The sequence below is a fragment of the Mesorhizobium sp. M4B.F.Ca.ET.058.02.1.1 genome (genome assembly GCF_003952505.1).
Taxonomy (GTDB): Bacteria; Pseudomonadota; Alphaproteobacteria; order Rhizobiales; family Rhizobiaceae; genus Mesorhizobium.
Map to the genome: position 1 here is coordinate 1,130,844 of NZ_CP034450.1, position 19,324 is coordinate 1,150,167.

The following is a 19,324-nucleotide window of genomic DNA, read 5'->3' on the forward strand; positions in this document are numbered from 1 at the left end:
GAGATACGAAAACGGAGCTCCCACCATGCCTGTCCTGCTCAAAGGCTCCTGCCGGTGCAATGCTGTCCGCTTCGAAGTGGAAAGCCACACGCCGGTGCCGTTCATGCTCTGCTACTGCTCGATCTGCCGCAAGCAGCAGGGCGGCGGCGGTTTCGCCATCAATCTCGGCGCCGACTACGAGACGCTCAAGATCACGGGCAAGCGCAGCCTCGGCGTCTACCGGGCCGAGATAGAGGATGACGAGCATCCGCATTGCGAGGTGTCGACCGGCGAGCGCAACTTCTGCCGCAAATGCGGTTCGGCCCTCTGGCTCTACGACCCGACCTGGCCGGACCTTGTCCATCCCTTCGCCTCGGCGATCGACAGCGAGTTGCCGGTACCGCCGGAAAAGGTGCATTTGATGCTGAAATACAAGGCGAGCTGGGTCGAGCCGGTGGTCGGCAAGAACGACAAGCTGTTCGACGTCTACCCGGAAGAATCGATCGCCGACTGGCACAAGCGCACCGGCATGTGGGTAGACTGAGCTGAACCTAAGGGCGATGCGTTAGCGCAACCCAGCGCTCGATCTGCTCCACATCCACCCCATCGCGCTGCGCGACGACCAAGGGATGATCTGCATCATGCAGAAACACCTTGGGGCGCATGTTGCCAGGCTGGAATACAACATTGGCATGTAGGTGCATCGAGCTTGGGTATTCGGGAATATCGTGCATCAGATACCCGAAGCAAAGTTCGTCCTCATATTGGCCACTGTCATATCCATCGCGATAGACATTCCAGCTCCTTTCCGAGACCGATATCCATACGCCGAAGCAGAACTCGTCGGTCAGCGCAGGAACGGGCAACGGCAGCAGGCAACGAATAAATCGATCCGTTTGGCCCGTGGCGTAACTCACCAGGCAGAAATCGTCATTCTTGCGGAAGGTCGATCGAGCGACCTCATCGAGTGCGTCTGGATCCACCGGCGCGTCGAACGCCAGGTCTGTCGGAAGCCCGACAAACTCCTTGCTGCAACAGGCACACCGCCAGCGATATGCCTCGGCACGCATGATGAAAAAGCTAAGCCGCGCTTGAAGCGCGCGCCTCGGCCAGCGCCTTGAGGTCGGCAGGCTTCAGCTCGACCGATTCGCCACAGCCGCAGGCCGAGCTCTGGTTCGGGTTCTTGAAGGTGAAGCCGGTGCGCAGCGTCGTCTGCTCGAAATCCATCTCGGTGCCGAACAGGAAGAGCGCTGCTTCCGGCGCGACATAGACATGCGCGCCGTCGCGCTCGATGTGGTCGTCCTTAGGGTTCGGCTCGGTCACGAGATCAACCGTGTATTCCATGCCGGCGCAGCCGCCCTTCTTGATGCCGAGGCGGATGCCGTGCGCATTCTCGCGCGTGGCGACGATCTCGCGCACCCGGTCGGCGGCCTTTTCGGTCATCGTGATGACGGCGAAGCGTCCCATTCTCTTTCCTCTTCCATTCCATGCAGGTTCAAGGCCCGCCGAATGATTCATCACCTAAAATGGTGAAGTTTGTTGGCGGGTGCAACCCCGGCTCTGTTACTGAACCGTTGCAAGCAACTGACTGGCCTCCCGTTCCAAAACCTTATACATCGCCGTCGGATGACGCTCTTCAGCGGCATAGAACTGGTTGGAGGCCAGATCGAATGCAGTTTCCGGCAACTCATCCATCCTATCCATTCTTTGCAAGCGGTCCCGAGGAAAGTTCGGGCCGAACACCGCCAACGCACTTTCCGCTGCAGCCGCATGTTCCGACAGGCCGAGCCGCCGCATCGCGCCAATGGCTCGCTCGATCGTTATTCCACACGAATTGTGGAAGTACTGATGAAAGGTGCCATTCAGGACATCACCGAGCAGAATATCCGCGCAAAGCACGTCGGCGACGCCTGCCGGCATTCCGTTCAGAAGCGCGTCAAATGCGGCCGGTTTGCCCATGCTGTTGAGAAAGTCGTCGCCGCCCCATTGCTGCATCAGCTTCATCGTCGAGGGCGGCACGAATTCGGGAAGATCGATCTCCCAATCTTCCATTTGAGCCCTCAATACCAGCCGACCGCGACCTGCGCCTCTTCCGACATGCGGTCGGGCGTCCACGGCGGATCGAACACCATGCTGACCTCGACTCCGGAAACACCCTCGACCGCGCCGACGGCATTCTCGACCCAGCCCGGCATCTCGCCGGCCACCGGGCAGCCGGGCGCGGTCAGGGTCATGTCGATCTTGACCGAGCGGTCGTCCTCGATATCGATCTTGTAGACGAGGCCGAGTTCGTAGATGTCGGCGGGGATTTCCGGGTCGTAGACCGTCTTCAGCGCCGAGACGATGTCGTCGGTCAGTCGCGCCAGCTCGTCGGCAGGAATGGCAGAAGCCGAAACCACGCCGTTCGCGGCCGTTTCCGGAGCTGTCTCTGCGGTGGTGCTCGCATCTTCCATGGTCGTCACCCGAAGAACTTTCGCGCCTTTTCCAGCGCATCGGCCAAAGCGTCGACTTCGGCCCTGGTATTATACATGCCGAACGATGCCCTGCATGTGGAGGTCACGCCGAAGCGTTTCAACAGCGGCTGGGCGCAATGGGTGCCGGCGCGCACTGCCACGCCCTGCCGGTCGATCACCATCGACACGTCATGGGCATGTATGCCCTGCAATTCGAACGAGATGATGGCGCCCTTGCCCGGCGCGTCACCGAAGATGCGCAGCGAATTGATGGCGCGCAGCCGCTCATGGGCATAGTCCTTGAGATCCGCCTCGTGCGCGGCGATGCGCTCGCGGCCGACCTTTTCCATATATTCGAGCGCGGCGCCGAGGCCGATCGCCTGCACGATCGGCGGTGTGCCGGCCTCGAAACGATGCGGCGGCTCGTTGTAGGTGACGATGTCCTCCGTCACTTCCTCGATCATCTCGCCGCCACCCATGAAGGGCCGCATCTCCTCCAGCATGTGCTTCTTGCCGTAGAGCACGCCGATGCCGGAGGGGCCGTAGACCTTGTGGCCGGTGAAGACGAAGAAATCGCAGTCGAGGTCCTGCACGTCGATCGGCATGTGCACGGCGCTCTGGCTGCCGTCGACCAGCACCGGGATGCCGCGGGCATGCGCGATGCGCACGATCTCCTTGATCGGCGTCACCGTGCCCAGCGCGTTCGACATCTGGGTGATGGCGACGAGTCTTGTGCGCGCGGTCAGCCGCTTCTCGAATTCCTCGATGTGGAAGGCGCCGAGATCGTCGACCGGCACCCAGACCAGCTTGGCGCCCTGCCTCTCCCTGATGAAATGCCACGGCACGATGTTGGAGTGGTGCTCCATGATCGACAGCACGATCTCGTCGCCCTCGCCGATGTTGGGCATGCCGTAGCCATAGGCGACCGTGTTGATCGCCGAGGTGGTGTTGGAGGTGAAGACGATGTTGTCGGTGCTCGGCGCATTGAGGAAGCGGCGCACCGTCTCCCGCGCCTTCTCATAAGCGTCGGTCGCGGCATTCGACAGGAAGTGCAGGCCACGATGGACGTTGGCGTATTGCTGGCTGTAGGCGTGCTGGATGGCGTCGAGCACGGCTTTGGGCTTCTGCGCCGAGGCGCCATTGTCGAGGTAGACCAGCGGCTTGCCATAGACTTCCCGCGACAGGATCGGGAAATCGCGGCGGATGGCCTCGACGTCGTAGGGGGTGGATTCGACTTTCTTGTCCATCACAAGCTCTTCCGAGGCACCGCCTCACTCCGTCCAGCACCCCGCTCGGCGCCGCGCGCCGATCCACCTTCTCCCGCGAGGGGAGAAGACAGGCGCTTACCCGTGCGTCAAAAACCAATCGTCGAGCCGCGCTTCCAGCGCCTCGACGAGCGCCTCGTCTTCCAGTTCCTCGATCACTTCGGCGACGAAAGCCTTGACCAGCAGGCCGCGCGCGCTCTTCTCGTCGATGCCGCGCGCCATCAGGTAGAAGAGATGGTCGTGGTCGATCTCGGTGACGGTCGCGCCATGGCCGCAGACGACGTCGTCGGCGAAGATCTCCAATTCCGGCTTGGTTGAGAACTCGCCGTCATCCGACAGCAGCAGCGTGTTGCAGGCCATCTTGGCGTTGGTCTTCTGCGCATGCTGATGCACGTTGATGCGGCCCTGGAAGACGCCGCGCGCCTTGCCGGTGACCACGTTGCGGATCACTTCGGTCGAGGTGGTGTGTGGCACGGCATGGTCGAGCACCATGGTGGTGTCGGTATGGGTGTCGCCGGCCAGAAGGTTGATGCCGCGCAATTTGAAATCGGCGCCCTCGCCGGTCGTGCGCACCACGACTTCCTGACGCACCAGCCTGCCGCCGGCGTTCATCACGAACAGCGTCAGCTTCGCATCCTTGCCGAGATGCGCCTTGAACTGAGCAAGATGCGTGGTGGTATCAGATTGCTCCTGCACGATCAGCCAGGTCACCTCTGCGCCGTCGCCGAGCACGAGTTGGCTGACGGAGCTGACAAGGCCGACACCCTCGCCCGACTGGCGTTCGACGATGGTCGCCTTGGCGCCGGCGCCGACGCGCGTCAGAAGCCGCACATGCGCCTGGCCGCCGGACTGCAGGTTCTGCAGTTCGATCGGCTTCTCCAGTTCCGTGCCGTCGGCGATGTCGACGAAATAGCCGTCGGCGACAAAGGCGGTGTTCAGCGCGCCGATCGCGTCATCGGCGCCATAGGGATCGAGCCCCGGCGCCACGCTGCCGTCGGTGAGCTTTTCAGACAGGCGCTGCACGGTCACGCCCTCGACGGCAGGCAGCTTCGCGGTCGAGGCGCCGTTCAGCACCGGCAGCACGGCGGAGCCTTCCAGCACCGGCGCCATGGCCTTGGCCGTGGCAGCCGGCTCGAAGTCCGGCACCGGATTGAGGTTCAGCAGCCGGCGCAGGTCCGTATAGTGCCATGACTCGACGCGCCGCGACGGCAGGCCGCGCTTGATCGTCTCGATCGCGTCGTCGCGCTTCATCATCACCGCGCCATCGCCGGGCAGCAGCGAAAGCCGTTCGCCGAAGGCGTCGATCAGCGCCGTTTCGGCGGGGGTGCGCTGGGGCTGTGCGTGCATGTTCATTGCTCTCGCCTCGCCTGCTGGCATCTCACGCGGCTTCGCCGATCACGCCGGCGTAGCCATTGGCTTCGAGGTCGAGCGCCAGCGACTTGTCGCCCGACTTGATGACCTGGCCCTTGTAGAGCACGTGGACGCTGTCCGGCACGATGTGCTCCAGCAAGCGCTGGTAGTGGGTGATGACGACGATGGCGCGCTCCGGCGAACGCAGCGCGTTGACGCCGTCGGAGACGATCTTCAGCGCATCGATGTCGAGGCCGGAATCGGTCTCGTCGAGCACGCAGAGTTTTGGTTCGAGCAGCTTCATCTGCAGGATCTCGGCGCGCTTCTTCTCGCCGCCGGAGAAGCCGACATTGAGCGGCCGCTTCAGCATCGCCATGTCCATGTTGAGCGAGGCGGCGGCGTCCTTCACGCGCTTCAGAAATTCCGGGATCTTCAGCGGCTCCTCGCCGCGCGCCTTGCGCTGCTCGTTCATCGCCACCTTCAGGAATTCCATGGTCGCGACGCCCGGTATCTCCATCGGATACTGGAAGGCCAAGAAGATGCCGGCGGTGGCGCGCTCTGCCGGGTCCATTTCGAGGATCGAATGGCCGTTGTAGAGGATGTCGCCCTCGGTCACCTCATAGTCCTCGCGGCCGGCGAGGATATAGGACAGCGTCGACTTGCCCGAGCCGTTCGGGCCCATGATGGCGGCGACCTCGCCGGCCTTCACCGTCAGGTTGAGGCCGCGGATGATCTCGGTGCCGTCATCGACGATGCGGGCGTGCAGGTTTCTGATTTCAAGCATTTTCTTCCATTCGTCCTATGCGTAGCCGTCTGCGCGGCTAAACCCGATTTAACAACTGCTTCAAGGCTTCCAAAAGTGCGTGCCAAAAGCCATCCGGCGAATAAACCGCGACAAGCAACGCAGCGCCCGCTGCGCCCAAACACAACGCCAGTTGCAGCCTCGTTTCCCAGCTGTCCATTCGATCCCGCAGATAGACATGCTTTTCTGCGGATTCGCGTTTGGGCGCCTTCGTCACCCCACACTTCCCTCAAGGCTGATGCCGATCAGCTTCTGCGCTTCGACAGCGAATTCCATCGGCAGCTGCTGGATGACGTCCTTGACGAAGCCGTTGACGATCAGCGCGATCGCCTCTTCCTCGGGGATGCCGCGCTGCATGACGTAGAACTTCTGGTCCTCGGAGATCTTCGACGTCGTCGCTTCATGCTCGAACTGGGCGGTCGAGTTCTTGGCTTCCATGTAGGGCACGGTGTGGGCGCCGCACTGGTCGCCGATCAGCAGCGAGTCGCAGTTGGTGAAGTTGCGGGCGTTGGTCGCCTTGCGATGCGCCGAGACCTGACCGCGATAGGTGTTCTGCGAAAAGCCGGCGGCGATGCCCTTGGAGATGATGCGGCTCGACGTGTTCTTGCCGAGATGGATCATCTTGGTGCCCGAGTCGACCTGCTGGTAGCCGTTCGACACCGCGATCGAATAGAACTCGCCGCTGGAATCGTCGCCGCGCAGGATGCAGCTCGGGTATTTCCAGGTGATGGCGGAGCCGGTCTCGACCTGCGTCCACGAGATCTTCGAACGGTCGCCGCGGCAGTCACCGCGCTTGGTGACGAAATTGTAGATGCCGCCCTTGCCCTCGGCGTCGCCGGGGTACCAGTTCTGCACCGTCGAATATTTGATCTCGGCATCGTCGAGCGCGACCAGCTCGACCACTGCGGCATGCAGCTGGTTCTCGTCGCGCTGCGGCGCCGTGCAGCCTTCGAGATAGGAGACGTAGGCCCCCTCCTCGGCGATGATCAGCGTGCGCTCGAACTGGCCGGTGTTCTTCTCGTTGATGCGGAAGTAGGTCGACAGTTCCATCGGGCAGCGCACGCCCTTCGGCACGAAGACGAAGGAACCGTCGGTGAACACCGCCGAGTTCAGCGTGGCGTAGAAATTGTCGGAGGTCGGCACGACCGAGCCGAGATATTTCTTCACCAGCTCCGGATGCTCGCGGATGGCTTCCGAGATCGAGCAGAAGATGACGCCGGCCTCGGCCAGTTCCTTCTTGAAGGTGGTGACGACAGAGACGGAATCGAACACCGCATCGACCGCGACACGGCCCGACTTGAAGACATTGTCGTTGGCTTCCTCGAGCTCCGAGGCGTCCGTCTTCTGCACGCCGGCGAGGATTTCCTGCTCCTTCAGCGGAATGCCGAGCTTCTCGTAGACCTTCAGGATCTCAGGGTCGACTTCGCTGAGCGAGGTCGGGCCCGGCGTGCTCTTCGGCGCCGCATAGTAGTAGATGTCCTGGAAGTCGATCTTCGGATAGTCGACGCGCGCCCAGGTCGGCTCTTCCAGAGTCAGCCAGCGACAATAGGCTTCCAGACGCCATTCCAGCATCCAGTCCGGCTCGCCCTTCTTCGCAGAGATGAAGCGAATGATGTCTTCGCTCAGGCCCTTGGGGGCCTTGTCCATCGCGATCTCTGTCTGGAATCCGTATTTATACTGGTCGACGTCGATCTTTCGAACCCGATCGATCGTCTCCTGCACAGCAGGCATAAGCGTTCTCCATCCACGCCGGGGTCAAGGCCCGACAGTTTTCAAACTATGGCACCACCAGTGGCCACGCATGGGCGGCCGGGGCGGCGTAAGTTCCATATAGTGCGTTCCGACCGGGAATTCACCCGGCCATTTCAACGCACGGCTCTACCAGGCCCGGGAGGCCCGAATTCCTGTCGCCGCTCAGGCGGCCTTCTCCGCACCGGCACGACGCGCGGCGATGCCCGCGAGTGCTGCCCGGAACAGCTCGATATCCTCGGCGCCGGTCGCATGGCCGATCGACACGCGCAAGGCACCCAGGCTGTCGCCAAATCCCATCGCCTTGAGCACATGGCTCGGCCCGACCTTGCCCGACGAACAGGCCGACCCCGCCGACAGCGCCACGCCGGCGAGATCGAAGGCAATCTGCGCCGTCTCGGCCTTCACGCCGGGAATAGCGAAGAATGTCGTGTTGGCAAGCCTTTGCGCGCCATTTCCGAAGATTTCCGCGTCCGGCGCCAGGGATTTTACCAGGACCTCGACCTCGTCGCGGCGTCGAGCCACCGCGTCGATGCCTTGAAGGCCGGCCAGCGAAGCGCGCGCGGCGGCGCTGAAACCGGCGATACCGGGAAGGTTCTCGGTGCCGGCGCGATGGCCCTTTTCCTGGCCGCCGCCATTGATCAGCGGCTTCGGAATCATCAGATCGGCCGCCGCGACGATGGCGCCGACGCCCTTGGGGCCGCCGATCTTGTGCGAGGACAGGATCAGATAGTCGGCATAGCCGGCCGACATATCGATCGGAATGCGGCCCGCCGCCTGTACGGCGTCGATCACGAGCACGCCACCCGCCGCCTTGGCGGTTTCAGCGATGCGATCGACGGGCTGGATGACGCCGGTCTCGTTGTTGGCGGCGTGGATGGCCACCAGCGGCAGGCCATCGCTCTTGTCGTGCGCGGCGAGAGCGGCAGCCAGCGCATTGAGATCGGCAATGCCGTTTCGATCGACGCCGATCCGGGTCACCTGTTCGGCAGGGAAGCGTCCGCCATTGAGGACGCAAGGATGGTCGGCCTCCGACACGTAGAGCCGACTCATGCGAACCGCGCCGCGCCCCATCCGCCAGTCCGGCGTGAGCAGCGTGGCGGCGGCTTCCGTGGCTCCGGACGTGAACACGACATGCGCGGCCTTGGCATTCACCAAGGCGGCGACATCGCGCCTTGCATCCTCGACCAGTCGCCGCGCCGCGCGGCCCTCGGCGTGGACCGAGGACGGATTGGCGGCACCAAGCGCTGCAACAACCGCCGAACGCGCCTCTTCAAGCAGCGGCGCGCTGGCGTTGTAGTCGAGATAGGCGCGAGTTGCGGCCATTTTCCCTGGATCGGTCCTTTCGAGAGCCATCCTGCGAGGATAGCGCGTTATTTCCTTGAAATCGCAAGGCAAGCCGTCCTATTTACGCGGCTTGCGGCAAGGGCGGTCGGGCCAGCGGGTTCGGCCACCCAGTTTTGAACAATTCTAAACTAGCTTCTAAGAAGACGCTTGCCCGGCGTCAAGGCCACAGTGGGCCAGAGGAAGAGTTGTTCCGGGCTGAGCGCATTCGTACGCCACGTGGAGTTTTTTATGCCTGAGGTCATTTTCGCCGGTCCGGCCGGTCGCCTGGAAGGTCGCTACCAGCCTTCCAAGGAAAAGAGCGCGCCGATCGCCATCGTGCTGCATCCGCACCCCCAGTTCGGCGGCACGATGAACAACAAGATCGTCTACGACCTCTTCTATATGTTCCAAAAACGCGATTTCACCACGCTTCGCTTCAACTTCCGCGGCATCGGCCGCAGTCAGGGCGAGTTCGACCACGGCACCGGCGAACTGTCGGACGCCGCCGCCGCGCTCGACTGGGTGCAGTCGCTGCATCCGGATTCCAAGAGCTGCTGGGTCGCCGGCTATTCGTTCGGCTCATGGATCGGCATGCAGTTGCTGATGCGCCGGCCCGAGATCGAAGGTTTCATCTCGATTGCGCCGCAGCCCAACACCTACGACTTCTCGTTCCTGGCGCCCTGCCCGTCGTCGGGTCTGATCATCCACGGTGACGCCGACAAGGTCGCGCCGCCCAAGGATGTGCAGGCGCTGGTCGACAAGCTGCACACCCAGAAGGGCATCACCATCACGCAGAAGACCTTGCCCGGCGCCAACCATTTCTTCGCCAATGACGCCGACCTTTTGCTGCAGGAATGCGCCGACTATCTCGACCGCAGGCTGGCGGGCGAACTCGCCGATCCCCGGCCGAAGCGGCTGAGGTAAATCGTCTTATGGGTGGTCGGCGCTGAGCCGTCCGCTCTGCTTCGCCATCAATTCCCGGCGCTGGGCTGCGTTGGCCCATCCCAATCGGAATGTCCTCTTGCGTTCCGGCCGCTTCGACGACGGCCGGCCGAAGATGAAGCCCAGCCGGGCAAAGACCAGCCCCGATAGGATCGCGAAGGCCAGCCCCAGCCCGAAGCCGGCAACAGTGTCGCTAGGGTAATGGGCGCCAACGAAGACGCGCGTCGAGGCAATGCACGCCGTGAGCGCCAGGGCGATGTACCAGCGCCTCGGGAACAGCAGCAGCGCGACGCCGAACACCGCGCCCATCGTGGTGGCATGGCCGGAAGGAAAGCCGGCAAAGCGCGCATCCATGGCCAAGGGGTGCAGCGACAAAACCCCGAAATCGTTGAAATAGAGCGGCCGCGCCCGGCCGATGCCGTATTTCAAGAGATTGACCGCCAGGCCGGACAAGCCGACAGCGCAAAGCACCAGGAAGGCGAAGCAGGTCCAGTTGTAGACGAAAAGCCGTGCTCGCCTGGACAGGCTTCGCCAGTCCGTCAGATTGGCGGCGACGAGGCAAAGCGCTGCCGGAATGAGGTACCAGCCGCCCAGGCCCAAATCGGTGAAGAAGTCGGTGAACTGGACGAAGCCGGGCGTCCACACCCCGCGCATTCTGCCGGCGGCGCCGTCGAGGCTGAAGAAGACTGCCGTCGCGAGCAACAGCCAGGCAAACACCCAGACCAGCCAAGGGATCTCGGGGTAACGCGCCGCCCGTACGGCAAAGCGCCTCCTCACGATGCGGATCGTGTCGAGGAAGTTGCCGAGCGAGCGGCGATAGAGGGTGGATGCGATGACGAGCATGATTGGGCGCGAGCTTATAAGGGCAATCGAGGCCCGATGCTATTCACTCTGCCACCCGATAAAGCCGGAGCGCCAGTTTGTCTCCTGACGAATAGTTGAGCCCGTCGATCTCGGTCAGGCGCTTTGCCGACTTGCCCTGCCCCGAAAGCAGTTCGTTGAGCTTCTGCTCGTCCTTGACCGATGCCAGTCCCAGCGCGCAAGCCGGATCGGCCAGCAGGTGCTTTGCGACACCGTCGACATCGGTGAGCACGGTGCTGGTTCCGACAAGGAAGACGAGGCTCGGCTCATGGTACGGGGCGGAGGCGAGCACTGTGGTGTCGCATGGTCGGTTGGCGTCGACCGCGACCTTGATCGCCGGGGTCAGCCAGATCGGCTTCAGCGACGGCGCGATGGTACCGAACAGCAGGGAAAAGGTGATGCCGGCGCAAATGGCAATCGCACCGACGCGTCCGAGCGGCACCTGCAATTGGCGCGGGAAGGCCATGTAGCCGGCGGCGAGCGCAGCAAGCGCGGCGGGAATGCTCCACCACGAAAATGCCTTGGCGAGATAGATCGGCGCGCCAATGCAGACCACCGCCAGGCCGATGGAAACGACGACAAGGCCGAAGGCGGTCGCCCACCACAGCCAGGTCTGCCAACGTTTGAGCGGTGCGTTGGCCTCCTCGGGCTTCAACGTCAGCAACCAGCCGATCAGCAGCGCCATCCCCGGATAGGCCGGCATGACATAGTGCGGCAGCTTGGTCGGGATCGCCTCGAACACCAGCCAGAACGGGATATACCAGGCGAGGCAGAAGCGCAGGCGCGGATCATCCCAAAAGCGGTTGATGGCCTGCAGCCCGGCGCCGACAGCGATCAGGCCGAACGGCCACATGAACAGTGAATAGGTCAGCATGTAGAAGCCGGGCGGCAGGCCATGCGATTCCTCGCCCTGCGCCACCTTGGTCAGCATGTCCTTGCCGACCGCCTCCTGGAAAAAAGCGCCGCCGCTCTTCCAGCTGATGAGAAATATCCAGGGCAGCACGATGAACAGCACGATGGCGACGCCGCGCACCAGCTTCAGCTTGAGGAGCCAGCGCCAGTCGCGATCGAAGGCAACCAGCGCCGCCGCCGTCAGCAGCGACAAGAGCGGCGCCACCGGTCCCTTGATGAGGATGCCAAGTCCTTGCGCGATCCAGAAGATCCAGGGCAGATGGCCAGCGACCGGCTCGTTGCGGCGCGCGGCGAGATAGGCCTGCGCCAGCGCGCCCTGGGCCGTCACGCAGCAGGCCAGAAGCATGGCGTCGGTCTTGGCGTCGCGGCCCTCGAAGGCGGTGGCAAAGATCGCCGCCATCATCAGACCGGCGGCGAGGCCGGCATTGGCGCCGAAGAGCCTCGTGCCGGTCCAGCCGATGCCGACGACGGCGAGCGCGATGCCCAGCATGGAGACCAGGCGATAGACCCAGATCGGCGCGGCGGCGCCCTCGCCGCTCAGCGCCACCGCCGCCGATTGCAGCCAGTAGATGCCGATCGGCTTCTTGTAGCGCGTGACATCCTGCAGGCGGATATCGACATAGTCGCCGGTCTCGACCATCTGCTTGGTCGCCTGGACGAAGCGGGACTCGTCACGGTCGATCGGAGGAAGGCTGGCGAGACCGCCGAAGGTCATCAGCAGGCTGAACAGAAAGAGGATGACGTAGTTCCTGTTCATCGCGGGAGCTTCCGGATCTCGATTTGCGGGATGGTGCCCCGTCGCGGCGCCTGGGCACTGCCCTTTGCGCGGCGCCTCATTACGCCAGCCGCAACCACGAGGCAAGGATACGCAATGTCATCCGCGCGGGACGCAAAACCGGAAACCACTTTTGCTGATCGCCCACTGGTGCTAAACGCCCGCCTTCATGTCATGCTTGGCCCGGCGGTCGGGCGATCTTCGGGAAAGAAAAAATGTCCGCCTACAAATCCGATTTCCTGCGCGTCATGAGCGAGCGCGGCTTCATCCACCAGATCTCGGACGAAACCGGCCTCGACCAGCTTTTCGCCAAGGAAATCGTCACCGCCTATATCGGCTTCGATGCGACGGCGAAGAGCCTGCATGCGGGATCTCTGATCCAAATCATGATGCTGCATTGGCTGCAGCGGACCGGCCACCGACCGATCGCGCTGATGGGCGGCGGCACCTCGATGATCGGCGATCCCTCGTTCAAGGACGAGGCGCGCAAGCTTTTGACGCCGCAGGACATCGCGGACAATCTGGCTGGCATTCGCCGCAACTTCGCGCCCTACCTCAAATTCGGCAGCGGCGTCGGCGACGCCGTCATGATCAACAACGCCGACTGGCTGATGGAGATCAACTACGTCAACTTCCTGCGTGATGTCGGCCGGCATTTTTCGGTCAATCGGATGCTCGCCTTCGATTCCGTCAAGCTGCGCCTCGACCGCGAGCAGTCGCTGTCGTTCCTCGAATTCAACTACATGATCCTGCAGGCCTACGACTTCGTCGAGCTCTACAAGCGGCTCGGCTGTCGGCTGCAGATGGGCGGCTCCGACCAGTGGGGCAACATCGTCAACGGCATCGATCTCGGCCACCGCATGGAGGGCGCGCAGCTCTACGCGATGACCACGCCGCTGCTCACCACCTCGTCAGGGGCCAAGATGGGCAAATCGGCCTCCGGCGCGGTCTGGCTCGATGCGGAAATGCTTTCGCCTTACGAGTTCTGGCAATATTGGCGCAACACCGAGGACGCAGATGTCGGCCGTTTCCTCAAGCTCTACACGACGCTGTCGCTCGACGAGGTGGCACGGCTCGAAAAGCTCGGCGGCGCCGAGATCAACGAGGCGAAGAAGGTCCTCGCCACCGAGATCACCGCCATGCTGCATGGCCGGGAAGCCGCGGAGACGGCGGGCGAAACCGCGCGCAAGACCTTCGAGGAAGGCGCGCTGGCCGACACGCTGCCCAGCGTCGAGGTCGGGAGGGCCACGCTTGAAGCCGGCGTCGGCATCCTCTCGCTGTTGGTCACCGCTGGGCTCGCCGCCTCCAACGGTGAGGCGCGGCGGCACGTGCAGGGCGGTGCCGTGCGTCTCAACGATCTGCCGGTCGCGGACGACCGCCGCACGGTGACGCTTCAGGATTTGGGTCCGGAAAACGTCGTAAAGCTCTCAGTCGGCAAGAAAAAGCACGTCCTGGCGCGGCCGGTGTGACGCGCCGCCTCACCGGTACTCGAAGATCGACCTGAAGATTCCGGGCGCGATCACCGACAGCGGGTTGATGTCGAGGCTCGGCTTGTTGGCATTGCCTCTTAGTCGGAAGGTGACGCCGATCAGCCCGCGATCCCGGCCGTTTCCGAGCAGCGGGCCGAACAGCGGCAGTTCGCCGAAGATGCGGTTCAGCCCATAGACCGGCATGAAGGTGCCGGTCATGTCCATGTTGTTGTTCTGGTCGTAGAGCGTGCCTTGGAAAGTGGTGCCGATGCGCTCGCCGCGCAGCACCCCGTTGGCCAGCTTCAGATAGCCGGCGCCCTTGTCGATCTCGGCGTAGCCGCGCTCGAACTTGACCCTGGACGTATCGATATCGGCCTTGACCGCCTGGTTCAGGCTGCGCGTGTCGCCGGCCGGCGTGGTCGACACGATCGAGGCGAGCTTCGGCTCGTTGACGACGAAGAAGTTGGTGGCATCGACCTGACCTTTCATCGGCCCGTCGCTGGCGCCCGCCATCGACAGCGTGATCGAGCCACCCTCCATATGCTCGTAGACATTGAGGAAGCGCAGTATGGCGCCGGCGTCGGCCGACTTCATGCTGAGCGCCCGCCTGCCGTCGGCGGTCGTGTTGCGGATGGTAATGGCCGCGCCGGAGCTCGCGGTGGCGCTGACCTCGAGGCCGTTCACGCGGGAGCCGGCGGCGCTGTAGTTCAGCTTCAGGTTGGACAGCATCTCGTCATGGAAGCCGGTAAGCGAACCGACATCGGCGTTGACGGAAATCGCATCGCTGCCGGTGGTCTTGGTGGCGGTGTCGACATCGGAGGTGAACTGCTTGATCAGCGAGCGGGCGTCGAGCGCCTCGCCGCTGACATCGACCGCATAGCCCTTGCCGGACCGCTTCACGGATACGGCGACATCGTCGCCCCGGTTCAAGGCGACCTTGCTGAAGCGCGCCGACGACAGCGCCCCGTTCACGAGCGTCACATCGCCGTCGACGGAAAAGCTTTTTCCGTCGAGATCGAAGTCGGCGAGCGTCGTGGTGGCACCGGCCTTCTTCATCGCGAACGTGACCTTGGCGGCAACGCCCGCGCCCTTGCTCCACCCCGCCCAGGGAATGTCGAGCCTGGCGTTGGTGAGGTCGGCCGACACGTTCTGTTCGTCGCCTTCGCTCTTGTCGATCGCAACCTTGACGGTTCCCGAAAGCAGCGGCGACAGGCCCGGCATGGCGGCCGCGCGCGTCTTGTCGTCGAGCACGAGCGCGACCTTGCGGCTGCGCGGCGGGCCGTCATCGACGAGCGGCTCGACGATATCGAGCTCGGCCGGGATGCCATTGAGCCGCGCCTTGGCCGAGATCACCGCCTGGTCGGGCTCGACGGTGATAGAGCCGTCGGCCTCCGTCACCGTCTGGTCCTCGAACGGCTTGGCGAGCGACAGGTCCTTGTAGTCCAGCGCCACCAGCCAGTTGAGCTTCGAGGTGTCGACTCCCGACGTCAGCGGTATGTCGGCCTTGACGTGGCCTGTCACCGTGCCGGTGAGATCCTCCGGCAAGAGGCCGACATGGCGCATGGCGTTGATCGGCTCATACGAGGCTAGTTCGGCGATGGCCGGCGCCTCACCGGCAACATCGATGTCGAGCGTGCCGATAACCGGCGCGTGGTTGGCCTGCTTGACCGTCAGCGTGCCGTTGCTGGCCGCCACCGTGCGGCCGCTGGCCATGTAGACGCTGCCGGAGGACAGCGCGATGTCGACATCGTTGCCATGGAAGGATACCTCGCCCACCGCATCGCGGATCGGCGGGATACGGCCGGCGGTGTCGAAGCGCGAACCCTCGATCTGAAAGCGGCCGAATACCTCGTCGGCCGAAAGCGGGACGCCGTTGCCAAGTCGTCCCGGCACGACCTGGAACTGCAGATTGGCGTCGACGACACGGCCGCCGAACAGATTGTCCAGCACCCACAGACGAGCGTTCCGGGCGGAGAACCAGGGCCATAATTGCTTGACATGCGAGACCGGCATGTCGTGCACGTTGAGCGAAAGCGATATGCCCGGCGGACCGTTGTCGATGAAAGCGATCGAGGCCGAGCCGAGCACTTCGCTTGGCCCACCGGAACGGATGCCTATCTGCTCGGCGACGAGCTTGCGGCTCTTGGTCTGGTAAACACCGGCGATGCGGGCGAAGAAGTTGAGCCCCGGCTCTGGCGATTCTGACGGCGCAAGCGTGGAGCCGTCGCTGGTTAGGTCGTAGCGGTAGGACGGCTCCTCCCCCGCTGCGGCCGGCTTCGGCCCGATCGAACCGGCAAAGTCGAAGGTCGAGCGACCGGTCTTGAGGAGCAACCGGCTGACATCGATCTTGTTGGCGCCGGCCAGGAGTGTCGCATCGGCTTCGACATCGGCTGGCAGCAGCCCGCGCGAACCGAGGTCGAGCACGGAGCCGGCAAGCGACAGCGAGGCGGTCAGCCGCGACTTCGTCTCGCCCGCGCCTTCCGACCCGGTCAGCTTCAAGGCGATTGTGCCCAGCCTGCCACCGGTCGCCGCAGCGGCGCCAGCCGTGCCGGCGTCGGCGAGATTGACGCTGGCATCGAGCGTCGTGATGCGTCCGGTCGCGGTGTCGCGGGCGGCCGAGGCGGTTATGGCGAGCGCACGGCCATCGACAGCCACGTCGTAGGAGGCCTGCATGCTGCCAGGGCCGGTCTGCAGAACGGTGGCATCGGCCACCGTGACCCGCTTGACCGGACTGGTGTCGGACAGCACGAATTCGACATTGCGCAAATCGACCTGGCGAATCGAATCCTCGCGCACGGCATCGAGGGCGTGGCTGACATTGGCGAAGACCGCGGCAACCACCTTGTCCGAATCGATCAGGCCATCCGCGTTGCGAAGCGACGCCGTCCAGTCGCCGCCAGTGGATGGCATCGCCGCCAGCATGAAATGCGCGTCGGAAATCCGGGCGCTGGTCAGGCGCACCTCGCCCGAAAGCAGCGGGATGAGCCGGATGCCGAAGCGGACACGGCCGGCATCGGCGATCGGCTTACCGCCGGCGGTCTTCAGGCTGACGTCGTTCACCTGCAAGGCAATGAAGCTCGACCCGTCGAGCGTCAGCCGCGCCGGGCCGACCGCGACATCGACATCGAAGCCGGCCATTTTTTCGATGGCTGCTTCCGCCTCCGCTCGCAGACGCTCGGTGCCGATGCCGGATGTGCCGAGCACGTAGACCGCGCCGGCCGCCAGCAACACCAGCGCGCAAAAACTGGCGACCACCCGCGCAAGGACGCGAAAGCCTCGGCCTATCCTGGCGCGGCCGAGCGGCGGCACCTTGCAGGCGGAGGGAAAAGCCCCCAGGTCGGTGATCTCGTCACGCCTGAACCGGATCTTCTCGTGCTGCGGTTCTTCCTGATCCACGCAATCTTCCGTTGTAGCGAACTCGATCGTGGACGAATCCCCGTCTGACACTATATCGATGCGGCTTCGCGCGTAACCTCAAACCGGGGCACCGACATGGCCGATCTCGACGTAGGCGATCTTGCGCCGCAATTCGATCTTCCGCGCGACGGTGGCGGGTCGCTCAACCTCGCCGCACTGCTTGGAAAGCCCGTTGTACTTTATTTCTATCCGCAGGACGACACCACGAGCTGCACCAATGAGGCGATCAGCTTTTCGCAGTTGAAGCCGGACTTCGAAAAGGCCGGCGCCGTGGTGATAGGGCTGTCCCCGGACAGCATCAAGAAGCACGACAAATTCAAGCAGAAATATGACCTTACCGTCGACCTGGTCGCCGACGAGGAGCGCAAGGTCATCGAGGCCTACCGTGTGTGGGTCGAAAAGACGATGTACGGCCGCAAATATATGGGCGTCGAACGGGCGACATTCCTGATCGGCAAGGACGGGCGAATCGCCAGGATCTGGCGGCAGGTCCGCGTCAAGGGCCACGCCGAAGAGGTGCTGGAGGCGGTGCGCGCACTGTGAGGCAGATTTGGCGGTCTTCGCCGCAACCTGACACCCGTCCGGCGGGCATTGGTTACCGGCGCTATCGGCCCGGCAAAGCTTTGTTAACCCTAATAATATGTAATCAGGCTCTTCGTGGTGTCGTAACGAAAGCTTGGTCCCGTGAACCCAACCGGTCAGTCTGCGGTCTTCGGCAAACGCAAGGAACCCCATACGGTCATCATCGCCCGGGGTAACGAAATCAGGCATTTCACCATCCGGCCCTGGCTTGCCGCCTTCCTCGGCTCGGCGCTGGCGGCGATTGTCATCGGCTACCTGCTCGCCACCTCCTATCTGGTGCTTCGAGACGACCTGATCGGGGCGACGACCGCCAGACAGGCGCGCATGCAGCAGGCCTATGAAGACCGCATCTCGGCGCTTCGCGCCCAGGTCGACCGCATCACCAGCAGACAGCTTCTCGACCAGCAGCTGATGGAGACCAAGGTGAGCGAACTTCTGGAACGGCAGACACAGCTCAGCCAACGCCACGGCCGCCTTGGCCCGATCCTCGAGCGCGCCGAAAGCGAAGTTGGGGCCGCACCCGCCGCCGACGGTGCCGCAACCGCCAAGCCGGACGATCGCGCCGCGCTGATTGGCGAGCAGCCGACCTATTCCGTCGCCAGCCTGGGCGCCGGCGACACGAGACCGTTCTCGCTGTGGTCGACGCGCTCCGATCCGCTGCCCAGCGATTCGGCCGCCGATCGTGCCGACAGGCTGTTCGTGTCGATCAACCAGTCGCTCAAGGCAATCGAAAGCGAGCAGCTCAGCCGCGTTACCACGCTTGCCGACAATGCATACAAGAATGCCGACGCCATCACCCAGGCGCTGGCGGCCGCCGGCCTGCCGGTCGACAGCGATTTCGGCAAGGATAGCGATGTCGGCGGCCCGCTGATCCCGCTCAACGCATCGACGATATTCGACAGCAAGGTCAAGGAACTGGACGAGGCGCTGGATGCGCTCGATCACCTGAAGAAGGAAGCGCGGCGGCTGCCGCTCGCCAACCCCGCCCCCGGTCATTCGGTCACCAGCCCGTTTGGCGTGCGCACCGACCCGATCCTCGGCACCGCGGCCTTGCATTCGGGCATGGATTTCAGGGCGCCAATGGGCATGCCCGCCAAGGTCACAGCGGCCGGCGTCGTCACCAAGGCCGGCTGGAACGGCGGCTATGGCCGCATGGTCGAGGTCGACCATGGCAATGGCTTCGCTACGCGCTACGGGCACTTGAGCGAGATCGACGTGACGGTCGGCCAGAAGCTCGCGGCCGGCGATATTATCGGCAAGACCGGCAGCAGCGGCCGTTCGACCGGCCCGCATCTCCATTACGAAGTGCGCCACAATGGCGAGGCGGTCGACCCGCTGCGCTTCCTGACGGTCGGCAAGAAGGTCGCGCAGTATCTTTAGCCGCCCGCCGATCCCCGCTGCGCCGTCAGAAACATGGTTGCTGCCGAAATCAGTGTGAGCGC

The 19,324-nt window shown here is 63.7% G+C and carries 18 protein-coding genes; 5 read left to right on the forward strand and 13 right to left on the reverse strand.

Translation table 11 applies throughout. The annotated features are described in order from the left end of the window. Nucleotides 1-25 precede the first annotated feature (25 nt). Nucleotides 26-523 carry a GFA family protein gene (locus tag EJ073_RS05735; protein WP_126054861.1) on the forward strand — a complete coding sequence of 166 codons (498 nt, stop codon included), beginning with the start codon at nucleotides 26-28 and terminating at the stop codon, nucleotides 521-523. 7 nt (nucleotides 524-530) lie between these two features. Here the strand turns inward: EJ073_RS05735 and EJ073_RS05740 are convergent, their stop codons facing one another. From EJ073_RS05740 to EJ073_RS05785, 10 genes are all read right to left on the reverse strand, one after another. Next, on the reverse strand, nucleotides 531-1,049 hold the full coding sequence (locus tag EJ073_RS05740; protein ID WP_126054862.1) for a DUF2199 domain-containing protein: 519 nt from the start codon (nucleotides 1,047-1,049) through the stop codon (nucleotides 531-533). 10 nt (nucleotides 1,050-1,059) lie between these two features. Beyond that, nucleotides 1,060-1,446, reverse strand: a complete 387-nt coding sequence (gene sufA / locus EJ073_RS05745) for a Fe-S cluster assembly scaffold SufA (protein WP_126054863.1) — start codon at nucleotides 1,444-1,446, stop codon at nucleotides 1,060-1,062. 96 nt (nucleotides 1,447-1,542) lie between these two features. Beyond that, a complete protein-coding gene (locus tag EJ073_RS05750; RefSeq protein WP_126054864.1) occupies nucleotides 1,543-2,031 on the reverse strand; it encodes a DUF4375 domain-containing protein in 489 nt (162 codons plus the stop codon). A gap of 8 nt (nucleotides 2,032-2,039) precedes the next feature. Next, nucleotides 2,040-2,432, reverse strand: a complete 393-nt coding sequence (locus tag EJ073_RS05755) for an SUF system Fe-S cluster assembly protein (RefSeq protein WP_126054865.1) — start codon at nucleotides 2,430-2,432, stop codon at nucleotides 2,040-2,042. Nucleotides 2,433-2,437: 5 nt separating this feature from the next. Further along, nucleotides 2,438-3,679: a cysteine desulfurase gene (locus EJ073_RS05760; RefSeq protein ID WP_126054866.1), complete on the reverse strand. Its 1,242-nt coding sequence runs from the start codon at nucleotides 3,677-3,679 to the stop codon at nucleotides 2,438-2,440. A 96-nt stretch (nucleotides 3,680-3,775) separates the two neighbouring features. Then, on the reverse strand, nucleotides 3,776-5,050 hold the full coding sequence (gene sufD, locus EJ073_RS05765; RefSeq protein ID WP_126054867.1) for a Fe-S cluster assembly protein SufD: 1,275 nt from the start codon (nucleotides 5,048-5,050) through the stop codon (nucleotides 3,776-3,778). 25 nt (nucleotides 5,051-5,075) lie between these two features. Continuing rightward, on the reverse strand, nucleotides 5,076-5,831 hold the full coding sequence (gene sufC / locus EJ073_RS05770) for a Fe-S cluster assembly ATPase SufC (protein ID WP_126054868.1): 756 nt from the start codon (nucleotides 5,829-5,831) through the stop codon (nucleotides 5,076-5,078). Nucleotides 5,832-5,868: 37 nt separating this feature from the next. Next, nucleotides 5,869-6,066 carry a hypothetical protein gene (locus tag EJ073_RS05775; RefSeq protein ID WP_126054869.1) on the reverse strand — a complete coding sequence of 66 codons (198 nt, stop codon included), beginning with the start codon at nucleotides 6,064-6,066 and terminating at the stop codon, nucleotides 5,869-5,871. Continuing rightward, nucleotides 6,063-7,580, reverse strand: a complete 1,518-nt coding sequence (gene sufB / locus EJ073_RS05780) for a Fe-S cluster assembly protein SufB (RefSeq protein ID WP_126054870.1) — start codon at nucleotides 7,578-7,580, stop codon at nucleotides 6,063-6,065. The genes EJ073_RS05775 and sufB overlap by 4 nt, the downstream gene beginning before the upstream one ends. A gap of 183 nt (nucleotides 7,581-7,763) precedes the next feature. Next, on the reverse strand, nucleotides 7,764-8,924 hold the full coding sequence (locus tag EJ073_RS05785) for a cysteine desulfurase family protein (protein WP_126054871.1): 1,161 nt from the start codon (nucleotides 8,922-8,924) through the stop codon (nucleotides 7,764-7,766). Nucleotides 8,925-9,173: 249 nt separating this feature from the next. Between EJ073_RS05785 and EJ073_RS05790 the strand changes: the two genes are divergently transcribed. Next, nucleotides 9,174-9,848: an alpha/beta hydrolase gene (locus EJ073_RS05790; RefSeq protein WP_126054872.1), complete on the forward strand. Its 675-nt coding sequence runs from the start codon at nucleotides 9,174-9,176 to the stop codon at nucleotides 9,846-9,848. Nucleotides 9,849-9,854: 6 nt separating this feature from the next. On the opposite strand, the gene EJ073_RS05795 is transcribed toward EJ073_RS05790, so the two are convergent. Together EJ073_RS05795 and EJ073_RS05800 are read right to left on the reverse strand one after the other, a co-directional pair. Then, on the reverse strand, nucleotides 9,855-10,709 hold the full coding sequence (locus EJ073_RS05795; protein ID WP_126054873.1) for a phosphatase PAP2 family protein: 855 nt from the start codon (nucleotides 10,707-10,709) through the stop codon (nucleotides 9,855-9,857). A gap of 43 nt (nucleotides 10,710-10,752) precedes the next feature. Further along, nucleotides 10,753-12,396 carry a glycosyltransferase family 39 protein gene (locus EJ073_RS05800; protein ID WP_126054874.1) on the reverse strand — a complete coding sequence of 548 codons (1,644 nt, stop codon included), beginning with the start codon at nucleotides 12,394-12,396 and terminating at the stop codon, nucleotides 10,753-10,755. Between the two features lie 233 nt (nucleotides 12,397-12,629). Here EJ073_RS05800 and tyrS point away from each other — a divergent pair, with 233 nt between their 5' ends. Continuing rightward, nucleotides 12,630-13,883 (forward strand): tyrosine--tRNA ligase, encoded by a 1,254-nt coding sequence (gene tyrS / locus EJ073_RS05805; protein WP_126054875.1) that lies wholly within the window; start codon nucleotides 12,630-12,632, stop codon nucleotides 13,881-13,883. 9 nt (nucleotides 13,884-13,892) lie between these two features. Here tyrS and EJ073_RS05810 read toward each other — a convergent pair whose 3' ends face one another. Continuing rightward, nucleotides 13,893-17,279: a DUF3971 domain-containing protein gene (locus tag EJ073_RS05810; protein WP_126054876.1), complete on the reverse strand. Its 3,387-nt coding sequence runs from the start codon at nucleotides 17,277-17,279 to the stop codon at nucleotides 13,893-13,895. Nucleotides 17,280-17,375: 96 nt separating this feature from the next. On the opposite strand from EJ073_RS05810, the gene EJ073_RS05815 reads away from it, so the two are divergent. Both EJ073_RS05815 and EJ073_RS05820 read left to right on the forward strand, forming a co-directional pair. Then, nucleotides 17,376-17,843 carry a peroxiredoxin gene (locus EJ073_RS05815; protein WP_126054877.1) on the forward strand — a complete coding sequence of 156 codons (468 nt, stop codon included), beginning with the start codon at nucleotides 17,376-17,378 and terminating at the stop codon, nucleotides 17,841-17,843. Nucleotides 17,844-17,984: 141 nt separating this feature from the next. Beyond that, nucleotides 17,985-19,262, forward strand: a complete 1,278-nt coding sequence (locus tag EJ073_RS05820) for a M23 family metallopeptidase (RefSeq protein WP_126054878.1) — start codon at nucleotides 17,985-17,987, stop codon at nucleotides 19,260-19,262. The last annotated feature ends 62 nt before the right edge of the window (nucleotides 19,263-19,324 follow it).